This is a genomic window from Bacillus sp. FSL R5-0443, from assembly GCF_038608285.1.
Taxonomy (GTDB): Bacteria; Bacillota; Bacilli; order Bacillales; family Bacillaceae; genus Bacillus; species Bacillus velezensis.
On record NZ_CP152013.1, the window covers coordinates 3,595,267 to 3,608,778 of the forward strand.

Here is a 13,512-nt window from a genome sequence, read left to right on the forward strand (position 1 = left end):
TATTTTTTGCTAGATCAAAAGAACTTTTTTTAAATTCTTTCTATTCCTTTCTCTCGATGCTGATACAATGAAAAGGGATCAGCTTCACATGATAAAAATGGGAGGTATTGCTTTGAAAAAACGATTATCGTGGATTTCCGTTTGTTTGCTGGTGCTGTTCTCCGCGGCGGGGATGCTGTTTTCCACGGCTGCCAAGACGGATACATCTTCTCACAAGGCGCACACTGAAGCACAGGTTATCAACACGTTTGACGGGGTTGCGGATTATCTTCAGACCTATCATAAGCTTCCTGATAATTACATTACAAAGTCAGAAGCGCAGGCCCTCGGCTGGGTTGCATCAAAGGGGAATCTTGCAGACGTCGCTCCGGGGAAAAGCATCGGCGGAGACATCTTCTCAAACAGGGAAGGCAAACTCCCTGCCAAAAGCGGACGGACGTGGCGTGAAGCGGATATTAACTATACATCAGGCTTCAGAAATTCAGACCGGATTCTTTACTCAAGCGACTGGCTGATTTATAAGACGACAGATCATTATAAAACCTTTACAAAAATGAGATAAACACATACAAAAAACGGCTTCCCTGCGGAGGCCGTTTTTTTTGCAGAGAACCTGCGAGCTTCATATAAAATGAGCAGTAAATTTTTCTTCAAACTCTGATCGGTCTATTCTGCTGTTCTCCGCCGTGCCATCGTGTTTTTTTATTGTTATATTGCGTTCAGACAGAACCATGTGCCCTTCCGGTGTCCGCTTAGAAGCAAGCAGGCGTTTGTTGAAAGGAGAGCGTTCATGTTCAAAGATTGTTTGTTTCATAGACTTGAGGTCCTTTTCATCGATTTCTTCAAGCGAAAATGCGTAACCTGTCTGCCAGCCGTCCCCTTTGTTCATTTCAAGCAGGTATGTCCCGAATTCCGTCTCTTCTATCCTCACGCGGAACGCTCCGGCCGCTGATACCGTCTCGTCTCCCGACATCGGCACAGGCTGCATGGCGAGATTGAGGCCGAAGCCTGCATCAGCGATGTACTCATTCCCCCCGGCGGAAAGAAGTACGGCCGCATGTGTGCCGGGCAGCGCCCAGCCGTTTTTCCAGACCGTTCCGCGGATCAATTTGACATCAAATCCGGCATCTTTCAGGATGAAATAAAGCAGTCCGTTCAAGTCATAACAAAGGCCGCCATGAGGTTCCTTCACCATGTGCCGCCACAGTCCTTCTTTCGTGACGTCATATTCTTTTTTGGACAAAACCGCGCGATTTTCAAACGGAAACCGATATGCGAGCGCCTTTAAAAACTCCGGCAGGTTGCTGAAATCGAGGGAATCCTTTTCCCAGCCTATCGTTTGATAACAATCTTTCAGAAACTCATTCATCGTTCCGTCCCCCTTACAAAGTGTTTACACTTCTTCCTGCACATAAGCGGACAACTTTTCCAGCGCTTCCTTTTCATCGTCGCCTTCAGCGATCAGAGTGACTTCCGTCCCCGTGCTGACCGCCAGACTCATTAATCCCATAATGCTTTTGGCATTCACTTTCTTGCCGTTTTTCTCAAGAAACACATCTGATGCAAAACGATTTGCCTCCTGTACAAACAATGCAGCGGGACGCGCCTGCAATCCCGTCTTTAAACGCACTTCCACTTTCCCCTGAACCATAAGATCTCCCCTTTTCTGTACGGTTATTTCAAAGTGATGCTTTGTCCTGTACGCAGCTGTTCTGCGATTTCATCGAGCTTTCTCAGCCTGTGATTGATGCCGGATTTGCTGATTTTCCCGCTTGCAACCATTTCCCCCAGTTCTTTCAGCGTGACCTCCTGATAATCAATCCGCAGCTGCGCAATTTCGCGAAGCTTTTCCGGCAGCGCTTCAAGACCGATCCGTTCATCAATGTATTTAATATTTTCCACCTGTCTGAGAGAAGCACCGATGGTTTTGTTTAAGTTTGCTGTTTCACAATTGACGAGGCGGTTCACTGAGTTTCTCATGTCTCTGACAATCCGCACATCTTCAAAACGCAGCAGTGAATTGTGAGCGCCGATGACATTCAGAAATTCAGTGATTTTTTCCGCCTCTTTTAAATACGTAATATAGCCTTTTTTCCGTTCAAGCGTTTTGCTGTTCAGATGAAATTCATTCAGCAGCGCGCATAATGAATCGTTATGTTCCTTATAAAGCGAGAAGATTTCCAAGTGGTACGACGATGTTTCTGGATTATTCACAGATCCCCCCGCCAAAAACGCCCCTCTCATATAAGAACGTTTGCAGCAGCGTTTCGCCACCAGTTCCTCAGAAATATTCCGTTCAAATACAAAGTTCTCTCCGAGGATTTTCAATTCCTCTAAAATCAGCTTTGCATTTTCAGAAAAGCGCACAATATAAACATTGTTTTTTTTCAGCCGCATTTTTTTTCTGACTAACAGTTCGACCGATACATCATATTGTTTCTTCAGCAATGTATAAATACGGCGGGCAATCGCCGCATTTTCGGTTTGAACGTCAAGCACGAGATGGCGGTTTGAAAATGACAGTGAACCGTTCATCCGAATCAGCGCGGACAGCTCCGCCTTGGCGCAGCAGTCCTTCACTTCCAGATTCGTCAGTTCTTTTTTTGTTTCCGATGCAAATGACATATTAGCCACCTCATTTCAAAAGGCCTCTAGTCCCTTAATAAATCGACAAGAAGAGAAGCCACTTTATGTGTATCGTGACGGATTACGCCATTTTTATACGTGATAATCTGATCCCTGATGACCTCAAGCCCCATGGATTTCAGCTTTTCAACATTGAAGTCGACGGGCCGGGCCAGCTCTTTCGCATATTTGCTTTTGATTTCGTCAGGGATCTCCTCATTGTTGATTAAGATCGTGTCGATAAACGGCTGCTCCATATGATCGTTCAGCGCCTTGACATGGTCGGCCGCACTGTATTGCAGCGTCTCTCCGGGCTGTGTCATGACGTTGCATATATATACTTTTTTGGCCGCAGCCTTGACGACTTCCTCTCCGATTTTCGGAACGAGCAGATTCGGAAGAATGCTTGTGTACAGGCTTCCCGGACCGATAATGATTAAATCGGCCTGACGGATGACGTCAATCGTTTCCGGGAGCGGATCAATTTTTTCAGGCGTAAGAAACACCCGTTTAATCCGCTGGCCGTAAGAAGGGATTGTCGATTCTCCGGAGACGACCTGCCCGTCCTCCATTTCAGCGTGAAGAACGACACTGGTGTTGGCAGCAGGCAGCACTCTGCCGCGGACATTCAGCACCTTGCTCATTTCGGTGACAGCGTGAAAGAAATCACCGGTTATATTTGTCATCGCTGCCAAAATCAAATTGCCGAGCGAATGTCCGGTTAAGTCGCTTCCTTTGTTGAAACGGTGCTGAAACAGATTTTCAACGAGCGGCTCAACATCTGACAAAGCAGCCAGTACGTTACGGATGTCACCCGGCGGCGGAATTTGAAGTTCATCCCGCAGACGGCCTGAACTTCCGCCATCATCAGCAACTGTGACAATCGCCGTAATATCAACGGGCTTATGCTTTAACCCCCGAAGCAGCACGGACAGACCCGTTCCGCCGCCGAAGATTGCGATTTTCGGCTTCTTATTCATTTCCGGCTTCTCTTTTCAATGTCCCGGTGAGTGACATGAGTATAGAAATCTTTTTTAAAATAGTCAGCCAAATATTCAGCGAGCGTGACGGAGCGGTGCTGGCCGCCCGTACAACCGATCGCGATGACAAGCTGGCTTTTACCTTCCCGCTTATAAGACGGAAGCATAAAGCCGAGCAGATCAACAAGCTTTTCAATAAACTTTTGTGTTTCGTTCCACTTCATCACATAGGATGACACTTCCTCATCTTTCCCCGTAAGCGGCCTCATGCTTTCAATGTAGAACGGATTCGGCAGAAACCTTACATCAAACACGAGGTCGGCATCTATCGGAAGCCCGTATTTGAAACCGAATGACATTACGTTCACTGTAAATGTTTCACCTTGGTTCGTGGCGAAATGCGCCACGATTTTTTCACGCAGATCACGCGGTTTCATATCCGATGTGTCATAGATCAGCTGAGAGCGCCCTTTCAATTCTTCAAGCAGCTGGCGTTCCAGCGCGATTCCTTCAAGAGGAAGCCCGGTAGCGGCCAGCGGGTGAGAACGCCTCGTTTCTTTGTATCTCGTCACAAGGATGGAATCCTTAGCGTCTAAAAAGAGAATGCGCGGTGTAATCCACGGATTTTCCGCCATTTCATCCAGCGCCTCAATCAGCCTGTCAAAAAATTCACGTCCCCGCAGATCCATGACAAGCGCGACCTTGCTCATTTTTGAACTTGATTCTTTCATCAGCTCCAAAAATTTCGGCAGCAAGGAAGGCGGCAGATTGTCGACGCAAAAATAGCCGAGATCCTCAAAGCTTTGAATGGCGACGGTTTTCCCCGCTCCAGACATTCCCGTAATGATGACGAGCTGAATATCATGGTTTTCATTCATACTCATCTTTCTCCCCCCTGCGGTCTTTCTTTTATTTGATAAGCTGCGGATCTAAACGATAGCTGAGCAGCTCGAAGTCCGGCGTATACGTAAAGGTGCCGTGCAAAAGCCCTTGGCCCTTGATCATAAAATCAAGGATATGCCCGTCTCCGGGGGCCATCGGAAGGCTGTGGATATCTTTTACGTCATGCCACTTCAGAACGCCTTCCTCTGATTCAGCGACATTCCGCCCCGTGTAGGAGTCGGCGACGAAAGTAAACATCATCCACTCTGACACGATTTGTTCCTGTTCCTTAATAATAAAGGTAAACACGCCTTTTAACTGCGGATTTAGTATATAAATGCCCGTCTCTTCTCTGTACTCTCTGATGACGGAATCTCTGACGGACTCGCCGCTTTCCATCTTCCCGCCGGGCGCGACCCACCAGCCCCGTCTCGGCTTTTGGAGAAGGAGAACCTGATCATCTGTCTGCAGCACACAATTTGTCACTCTTTGCACAAGTACGTCACCTAACCTTCTCAACAAATCATCGTCTCTTCATTATACCGTTTCGGCATGTCTCTCACAATGCAGAGACACCGACATCCTTTTCTTTTATTTGACAGAAAACAGAAAATCGCAAAAAAAGGGCACGGATACTGGAATCCGTGCCAAAGTGTATTCATTAAAAAGGGGGTCAATTACTACATTCATCTTAAAACATCAGTATTTCACCCGTGTTACAGCGTAATTAAAACACAGTAACGATTCAAAAACTGAACATTACAGTGATTATTTAACGGTTTTGAGCGTTTCCTCAAGCTCTTCCACATAATGCTGAACGCTTTGAGCCGCAATACTTCCGTCGCCTGTCGCCGTTACGATCTGGCGGAGCGTTTTTTCACGGATGTCTCCCGCGGCGAAAATGCCTGGAACTTTTGTTTCCATTTGAGCGTTTGTTTCAATGTAGCCTTCTTCATTTGTGATGCCCAAGTTCTCGAACGGTTTAGAAAGCGGAAGCATACCGATATAAATAAAGACGCCGTCAGCTTTGAATTCTTCCTCTTCTCCCGTCACGGTATCCACAAGAGTAAGTCTGCCGACTTTTCCGTTTTCCTCATGGATTTCTTTTACGGTTTTGTTCCATTTGAAGTCAATTTTCTCATTGTCAAAGGCACGCGCCTGAAGAATGCTTTGCGCACGCAATTTGTCACGTCTGTGAACGATGGTGACTTTTGAAGCGAAGCGTGTCAGATAGACGCCTTCTTCAACGGCGGAGTCTCCGCCGCCGACAACGACAAGCTCTTTATTTTTAAAGAACGCGCCGTCACAAACCGCGCAGTACGATACACCGCGGCCGCCCAGTTCTTTTTCGCCGGGAACACCGATCTTTTTGTATTCCGCTCCGGCAGAAATGACGATGGCACGCGCTTTATATTCTTTTGAACCGGCTTTGACCGTTTTATATTCTTTACCGTCAACGATTTCTTTAATATCGCCGTACGCATATTCCGCACCGAATTTTTTCGCATGTTCAAACATTTTATTAGAAAGTTCAGGGCCGAGAATGCTTTCAAAACCCGGATAGTTTTCAACATCCTCCGTGTTGGCCATCTGGCCGCCCGGAATTCCTCTTTCGATCATTAATGTGGATAAGTTCGCTCGTGATGTGTAAACAGCAGCGGTCATCCCCGCCGGACCCGCGCCGATAATGATCACATCATAAATTTTTTCTTCTGACACCATGATTCACTCCTTTTCGAAATGGGGCGCACCCTATATGACTAAGAATCCCCATCAATCGTATTCCTTACCCATATCCTATTAAATCTGAAGGCAATTCGCTATTTTTTTGCTCATTTTTCTAAAAAACCGTGATTAGGCAGCTCCTGAGCGGGTATACAAATAAAGAAAGAGCCTTCCGGGATAGAAGGCCCTTGTCTTATTCATTATTGCACGACACGTCTTACATTGCCGTTGAATGCTTTCTTCCAGTAAGGGTTGCTCATAGAATCAATGGATACACCGTGTGATGTATTATCGTTCAGGAACGTTCCGTTACCTAAGTAGATGCCGACGTGGCCGTTTGTTTTATACGTGTTGAAGAATACTAAGTCTCCGCGTTTCATGTCAGACGCGCTTACTGCCTTACCTCTTCCGATTAATGTATCTGTGTTTGTGCCGCTTGCAGGTCCGAGATTAACGCCTGCGTTAGCATAAGCCCAGCGTACGAATGAAGAGCAGTCAAAAATACGGTTGTCAATATCGGATTGAGTGCGTCCGCCGCCGAACTTGTACGGGGATTGACCCACAAGGCTTGATCCTACGCTGATGGCGCCTTCAATACCGCCTGAATTTGAAATAACAGATCCGCCGTCAGAATCATCTGAACCGCCGCTGTTATGAGATGATCCGCCTGAAGTGCTCTTCGGTTTGCTTGAGCTGTCAGATGAATCAGATGATGTTGAAACAGCCGCTTTTTTCACAGTTTTAACCGCCGGTGCCGGCTGGCTGTCATCTTTTTGGTTTTGGTCTTCAGAAGCTTTTTGCGCTTCTTCCTGTTTTTTGATCAGGGCAGCCGCTGCAGCCTGCTCAGCTTTAATGCGCTTCTGTTCTTTTTCAGTGTCAGCTTTTTCGTTTGCAAGCTTTGATGCTTCTTTTTTCAGATCAGAGATAGCGGAAGCCGCTTTTTTCTGGCCGTTTTTCGCTTCGTCGAAAAGCTTGTCTTTCTGATCAAGCTGTTTGTTCAGGTCTTTTTGCATAGACTCGAGTTTCGCAAGATCATCTTGAACTTTTTTCAGCTTCACGTTAAGTTCAGCTTCTGCGTCTTCGAGTTTCGCTTTATCCTGCTCCTGCTGTTTGATCAGGTCTTTATCCGCATCAACGATAGAAGATACCGCAGTCGCACGGGAAATGAAGTCTCCGAAGCTTGTCGCCCCTAAAAGAACATCTATGTATCCTTGAGAACCGCCGTTTTCCTGTAAAGAACGAACGCGTTTTTTTAGGATTTCATTGCGTTTTTCAATACGCGCTTCTGTTTCTTTGATTTCTTTTTTCAAATCAGCGATCTGCTTTTTCGTTTTTTCGTTTTCAGCTTTTTTATCTTCAATTTTATTGCTTGTATCCAACGCTTTAGCGTTAATGTCTTTCAGTTCTTTTTCAATCTTAGCCTGCTTGTCCTGAAGCTTAGACAATTCTCTTTCTTTTGCTTCAAGGCTTGAAGCCACCTCAGATTGCTTGCTTTCAATTTTCGCTTTTTTGCTGTCTAATGTTTCCGCCGATGCAGTTTTTGTAAACGGGATCAAAAAACTGCTTGTCCCGATGACGGAAGCCAAACCAAGTGTTAATAAACTCTTTTTCACTTTTTCTTTCCTCCCTTTTACTTTAAACCTGTTCTCATTTGGAATTCTATTATGAACATCAAAGTTACGCTCCCTCACATACCCGTGAGGCTGATGATTTTTATGTATGAATCTTTAAATCTTTTAAATTGGTATAGATTATACAGCACATGTAAAATAAACTAATCTCTTATGTACGAGACTCATTATACCATCATGTTTCGACAATTTTTATTACAGTTATATTTCAATGTGATTGCAAATCTCATATTTTGCAAAATAAACGGTGATTACGGCCTGATTTCATATTCGAAAAGCAAAAAAATACGTATGAATACCTCTTTTTTCGGCGGTAAAGTTCTGTTTTGCCCCTTTCTGATAAAAAAAGAACCGACTCTTTATATAGAAAGAATCGGTTTTATTCTAATATATCATCTATTTGTCTGATGTATTTCGAAAGTGTTGCCGGGGTTATACCGAAAACGGCGGCCGTTTCTTTTTTCGTCGTTTTTTCGCCGTTTGCTTCTTTCCATACATATGCGATGGCTGCGGCCCATGCCCGCTCATTCTGTACGGCAGCGGCGGCGCGGATGTGCTGAATGACGTGAAAAACCCAGCAGCTCATGACGTCAGTTTTTAAACTGTCGGCTTCCGCTTTCTCCAGAAGCTTGACCGTCCGATACGTGAACAGCGCATCACCGGAGACGCCTGAAACGCCTTTTTCACCGGAAAGCAGCAGGCTGACGAAATCTTGTTCAAACGGTGAAACGGCGCGTTTTGCCGTCAGAACTTTTTCAAGCTGGTTCCGCTCTCCTTCAGCGCTGCTGATATAATAGGCGGCAAGCCGCTGTTCAAGTGAAGCAGGCAGCGGTTCCTGCCGCTCCGCCCAAGGCGCGGGCCGGTCTGATTCGGGAAATTCGGCTTCGGCCTTTTTCCAAATGGTTTCCGCAAATTCTATGCGGCCTGTCCCGTAGGCTGAGGCGGCCAGCCAGTAATAAAACGTTTCGTCGCCTTCGAATCCGCTTTTGTAAAGAGAACGGAGCCATTTATAACCGAGATCATGTCTGCCGACAAGCGCAAGCGTCGCCCCCAGCTTATAGCGCTGTTCGAATAAAATCGGATACACATTGGCGAGTTTTCCGCTCAATTCTCCGACTTTTTCATCTTCCCTCTCGTAATAGCAGAATACAAGGAGGTTGCACAGGGCATGGAGATTGCCTTCATTTTTCTCAAGCACTTCGAATACCGTTTGTTTCGCTTTTGTGACATTGCCTGAGTAAAAGTAAGCGAGCGCCAGGTTGTTGTATGCAGACCAAAGCTCGGGGTAATCGGCCGTAATCTCTTCAAGCATGACAACCGCTTCATGAAGCTGGCCGCTCTCAAGAAGCGCTTTTGCCCGATCCTGCCTGATCAGCAGCTCATCCTGGTCATAGAGCGATTCGTTTTCACCCGCTTCGCCGAAATCCAATAGCTCCATCAGATTTTCAATCTCTTCGCTGAATTCCCCGTCCGGATCGGCATCTGAATAAGCCGCCGCTTCTTTGTATGCTTCCTGAAAGAGCCCCAAATGCGCGAAATTATTCGCTTTAAAATAATGACACTCGGGCATTTCTTCTTTCAGGTTCACCAAAATAAAGTCGAACAGCTCATTTGACTGCTGGTAGTGGCCCATTTCAGAATAAATGACGGCCAGCCGGGACAGCATTTCGGAATCATTCGGCTCGAGGTGGACGGCCCGCTGAATCAGTTTGCTGGCCCGCTTTAAATTCCGCTCTTTATATGCTTTTAAGCCTTTATGAAAAAAATATTGTCCATCCTGAAGCAGCTGGACAATTTGCGCGTGCTTTTTCTGTTCAGAAGTGTGTTTTCCCACAAATATCCTCCGTTTTATACGTATTACCGTCAGTAGTATACCATAAAACGGTTTCACCTCAATAGTTCAAAAGACAGGATCGGCTTCGTTTTTTACTGGCTGGTTCGACCAGATTTTAGCTGTTTTTTTCACGAGGCTCGGCTGGAAGAATGACACGGAAAAGGGTTCCTTCGCCGCGCTTGCTCTCAACCTCTATCGAACCGCCGTGCAGCTCTGCGATTTTTTGGGCGATGGACAGGCCGAGCCCGCTTCCTCCTTCGTTTCTCGCCTTGTCCGCTTTATAAAACCGTTCAAATACACGCTCCGCCTGTTCAGGCTCCATTCCGATTCCGTCGTCGGCGATTTCGACAGCCGCCGCTCCCGGCAGATCTGCAATTTTAACGGAAATGCGGCCGCCTTCACCGGTAAATTTTACGGCATTGTGAATCAGATTCATCCATACTTGGCTGAGCAGCGCTTCATCTCCGTACACATACGACTCCTGTAAATCAATGAGAAACTCAATCTGTTTGGCGGACCATTCAGGCTCACAGGTCAATATGGTGCGCCGCAGCTGTTTGTCAATGCGGAACGGTTTTTTTTGTATCGGTTCGGTTTGGCGTTCGAGCGCAGTGAGCTTCAGCAGATTTTCACTGATTTTTGATAATCGTTCTGTTTCTGTTTCGATGATGTGTAAGTAGCGCCCCCGCTCCTCATATGATAAATCCGGTTTTTTCAGAAGGTGCGCGTAGCCCTTTAATGAAGTGAGCGGGGTTTGGATTTCATGGGAAACGTTCGAAATAAATTCTTGTTTCAGTTTTTCCATTTCACTCAGTTCCGCGGCGAGTGTCGACAGTTCATCAGCCAATTTCGTCACGGGATGGTTCCGCTCAATCTTCTCCATTTTCCGGGAAGCGGCCGCTGTGAAGTTGCCGCTCGACATTTGCTTGATCGTGGCGGTCAGCGAATCCCAGATCGCATGATGCCTTTCACGTGCTGACTTTGAAAAAATAAACATCGTTACGAACAGCAGGCCGAAAACAAGCCAAAGCGTCAGAATCTGCTCGGCGTACGGCACAAGCAAAATCGGCCATATGAGACCGAATCCCTGAACAATCAGGTGAGCCGCCAGCCATAAGAATGCGGTGACAGTGAGAAGGATGATGATTTTCCCAGCCGTTCTGAAGATCCGTTTCATCCTGTCACCACAAACCGATACCCGAGCCCCCGCACCGTATGGATGGCAAACGGATAGTCTTTTTCCGGAAACCGTTCTCTCAGCCTTTTAATATGCACATCAACGGTACGCTCGTCACCTTCATAATCAAAGCCCCAAATATCTTCTATTAATTGTTCTCTTGAAAACGTCTTATTCGGATAACCGGCGAGCTTAAATAAAAGCTCAAATTCACGCCGGGGCAATGTCAATCCCGCTCCGCCGCCGCGCGTTACGGTGCGGGATTGCTTATCTAATGTGACCGTTCCGATGGTCAGCAGTTTTTCAGCGGTGATCCGGTACCGTTTCAGCAATGCTTTGACCCTTGCTTCCAGCTCAAGCGGCTCAAACGGTTTGACGAGATAATCATCCGCTCCTGAAGTAAAACCTTGCACTTTGTCCAGCGTTTCGCCTTTTGCCGTCAGCATCAAAATCGGAATGTCCGTAAAGCTGCGGACGGCTTCACTGACTTCAAACCCGTCCATTTTCGGCATCATCACATCCAGTATGATGAGATCTATAGGTGCTGATTCGATCAGCCGCACCGCCGCTTCCCCGTCCTCCGCTTCTGCGACGTCAAAACCGCTCTGCTCCATCATAAGGCGGACAAGCTCACGGATATGGCGGTCATCATCCGCAACCAATATGACAGCCATGAAAATCCCTCCTTCTGCTTTTTTCTTTTCATGAATCGACATGATGTCTATAAACCGAATTTTTTCATTGTCTCCTGTACCGGCATACATGCTTATGGCTTGGTTCTTCACCGACCGTACACCCGTATGAACAGGACTCCGGCTGCAAAATAAAAAGCAGCTTTTTCAGCTGCTTTTTATTCATAAAGTCTTGCTTTACACAGCTTTGTTTTCTAAGTCGGCATTCAGCTTCAGCTGCTGCTCCGCAAAATCGCGGTACAGCGAATGGGATGCCATTAATTCATGGTGTGTGCCCCGTCCGGTGATTTCACCCTGTTCGACAAAGAGAAGCTGATCTGCATCCACAACCGTGGATAAACGGTGGGCGATCACAATCGTGGTGCGGCCTTTCATTAAGACTTCGAGCGCCTGCTGCACCCATTTTTCAGATTGGCTGTCCAGACTTGATGTCGCTTCATCAAGCATCAGAATGCTCGGGTTGCGAAGGAGCGCTCTGGCAATGGCGATGCGCTGGCGCTGTCCGCCTGACAGCATAATTCCCCGCTCACCGACCTCTGTTTCAAATTTCTTCGGTAAGTCTTCAATAAATTGCAGGGCGTAGGCCATGTCAGCCGCTTGCCTCAGTTCCTCATCAGTCACCTCGCGTTTTAATCCGTAGCAGATATTCTCGCGGATGGTGCCTGACATTAACGGGCTTTCTTGCGACACGTAGCCGATATGCTCCCGCCATGACTCAAGGGAATACGCATCAATCGGTTCATTTCCGAGCAGGATGCTGCCCGCAGTCGGATTGTAGAATCGTTCAAGCAGCTTAAATAACGTTGTTTTTCCGCCGCCGCTCGGTCCGACGATCGCGGTGACTTTGCCGGCTTCAATGGTTGCAGTAATGTCTTTTAAGATGGTTTGATCTGTTTTGTAGCCGAATGAGACTTGTTCAAGTTTAATCGGCTGATCCGCATTTTCAATGGCTTTTCCGGTTTGGATATCTTCTTCTTTTTCTGCAAGAATATGAATCATCCGTTCCGTTGCGCCGACGGATTTTTGAAGCTGTGTGAAAAATGAAGTGATCTGGCCCATCGGCATAATGATCTGAAACAAATACAGGATAAAGGCAACGAGTGCGCCGGCTGTCAGTTCACCGGATGACACCTGCATCCCGCCGTACCCGATGACAGCGACCAGCGCCGCCATTAATACAAGTGTAATAAGGGGGCCTACGAGCGACTGCACCTTCGCTTCACGCAGCCCGAGTTTAAAGAGCGCCATGATGCCTGCTTTTCCGCGTCCGTACTCCGCTTCTTCAGCGTTTGACGCTTTTACAAGCCTGATTTCCGGGAGGATGTGGTTTAATAATCCGGTGAATCTCGCCGTTTCATCCTGTGTTTCCCGAGAAATTTTAAACATTTTCCGGCCGATCGGCACTAAAATCACCGCAGCCAGCGGCACGACGATCAGCACGAGCAATGTGAGCTTCCAGTTCATGAAAAATAAGATCGTCAGTGACCCGATAACGGAAATGATTCCGGTAATAAATCCGCTGATATTGTTTGTGATCAGCTCTTTTACCACCATTGTGTCATTGGTGACACGGCTGATCGTTTCTCCCGTGGCGTTTTTGTCAAAATAAGAGACGGGCAGTTTAATTAATTTCTGCCACAACAAATCACGCAGTCCCGAGATGATTTTCTGGCCGCTGTAGTTCAGGGCGTAGGTGGCGTAGGCGCTTAATGCGGCCTGTACGATAAACACGGCTGCGATGATTCCGATTTGCACGCCTGACAGCGACGACATGGAAAAGCCGTCAACGAGCTGCTTTGTCAACAGCGGAATCAGCAGGCTGACGAGCGTTGTCACAATACTGAGAGACAGCGCGAAGGCCAGCATACCGTATGATGGTTTTGTTTTTTTGACTAATGAAAAGAATGAGCTGAATTTCCCTTTAGGTTTTGGTTGTTTATTCGGCATATGTTTTCCTCCTATATCA

At 46.9% G+C, this 13,512-nt stretch carries 13 protein-coding genes; 1 reads left to right on the top strand and 12 read right to left on the bottom strand.

Features of this window, described 5'->3' with window-relative positions:
* Positions 1 to 172: 172 nt before the first annotated feature.
* Entirely contained in the window at positions 173 to 562 is a 390-nt protein-coding gene (locus NYE28_RS18145; RefSeq protein ID WP_223204413.1) for a ribonuclease, read from the top strand.
* 60 nt (positions 563 to 622) lie between these two features.
* On the opposite strand, the gene NYE28_RS18150 is transcribed toward NYE28_RS18145, so the two are convergent.
* The 12 genes from NYE28_RS18150 to NYE28_RS18205 all read right to left on the bottom strand — a co-directional run bounded on the left by NYE28_RS18150 (position 623) and on the right by NYE28_RS18205 (position 13,493).
* Positions 623 to 1,369, bottom strand: coding sequence for an arylamine N-acetyltransferase (locus tag NYE28_RS18150; protein WP_007407420.1), 747 nt, complete (start codon positions 1,367 to 1,369; stop codon positions 623 to 625).
* 24 nt (positions 1,370 to 1,393) lie between these two features.
* The gene (locus NYE28_RS18155; RefSeq protein ID WP_003151495.1) at positions 1,394 to 1,651 is read right to left on the bottom strand and encodes an HPr family phosphocarrier protein; all 258 of its coding nucleotides are present in this window, start codon (positions 1,649 to 1,651) and stop codon (positions 1,394 to 1,396) included.
* Positions 1,652 to 1,674: 23 nt separating this feature from the next.
* Entirely contained in the window at positions 1,675 to 2,625 is a 951-nt protein-coding gene (gene whiA, locus NYE28_RS18160) for a DNA-binding protein WhiA (protein ID WP_007407421.1), read from the bottom strand.
* 26 nt (positions 2,626 to 2,651) lie between these two features.
* The gene (locus NYE28_RS18165; protein WP_007407422.1) at positions 2,652 to 3,605 is read right to left on the bottom strand and encodes a YvcK family protein; all 954 of its coding nucleotides are present in this window, start codon (positions 3,603 to 3,605) and stop codon (positions 2,652 to 2,654) included.
* Positions 3,602 to 4,489, bottom strand: a complete 888-nt coding sequence (gene rapZ, locus NYE28_RS18170) for an RNase adapter RapZ (protein ID WP_012118535.1) — start codon at positions 4,487 to 4,489, stop codon at positions 3,602 to 3,604. The genes NYE28_RS18165 and rapZ overlap by 4 nt, the downstream gene beginning before the upstream one ends.
* A gap of 25 nt (positions 4,490 to 4,514) precedes the next feature.
* Positions 4,515 to 4,982: an 8-oxo-dGTP diphosphatase gene (locus NYE28_RS18175; protein ID WP_003151491.1), complete on the bottom strand. Its 468-nt coding sequence runs from the start codon at positions 4,980 to 4,982 to the stop codon at positions 4,515 to 4,517.
* Between the two features lie 273 nt (positions 4,983 to 5,255).
* Positions 5,256 to 6,206, bottom strand: coding sequence for a thioredoxin-disulfide reductase (gene trxB / locus NYE28_RS18180; protein WP_007407423.1), 951 nt, complete (start codon positions 6,204 to 6,206; stop codon positions 5,256 to 5,258).
* Positions 6,207 to 6,412: 206 nt separating this feature from the next.
* Positions 6,413 to 7,825: an NlpC/P60 family protein gene (locus tag NYE28_RS18185; RefSeq protein WP_012118537.1), complete on the bottom strand. Its 1,413-nt coding sequence runs from the start codon at positions 7,823 to 7,825 to the stop codon at positions 6,413 to 6,415.
* Positions 7,826 to 8,222: 397 nt separating this feature from the next.
* Complete coding sequence (locus NYE28_RS18190) at positions 8,223 to 9,677, bottom strand: tetratricopeptide repeat protein (protein ID WP_341123152.1); 1,455 nt, start codon at positions 9,675 to 9,677, stop codon at positions 8,223 to 8,225.
* A 115-nt stretch (positions 9,678 to 9,792) separates the two neighbouring features.
* Positions 9,793 to 10,854 carry a HAMP domain-containing sensor histidine kinase gene (locus tag NYE28_RS18195; RefSeq protein ID WP_007614006.1) on the bottom strand — a complete coding sequence of 354 codons (1,062 nt, stop codon included), beginning with the start codon at positions 10,852 to 10,854 and terminating at the stop codon, positions 9,793 to 9,795.
* Positions 10,851 to 11,528, bottom strand: coding sequence for a response regulator transcription factor (locus NYE28_RS18200; protein ID WP_012118540.1), 678 nt, complete (start codon positions 11,526 to 11,528; stop codon positions 10,851 to 10,853). The genes NYE28_RS18195 and NYE28_RS18200 overlap by 4 nt, the downstream gene beginning before the upstream one ends.
* A 195-nt stretch (positions 11,529 to 11,723) precedes the next feature.
* Positions 11,724 to 13,493, bottom strand: a complete 1,770-nt coding sequence (locus NYE28_RS18205; RefSeq protein WP_168984800.1) for an ABC transporter ATP-binding protein — start codon at positions 13,491 to 13,493, stop codon at positions 11,724 to 11,726.
* Positions 13,494 to 13,512: the final 19 nt, after the last annotated feature.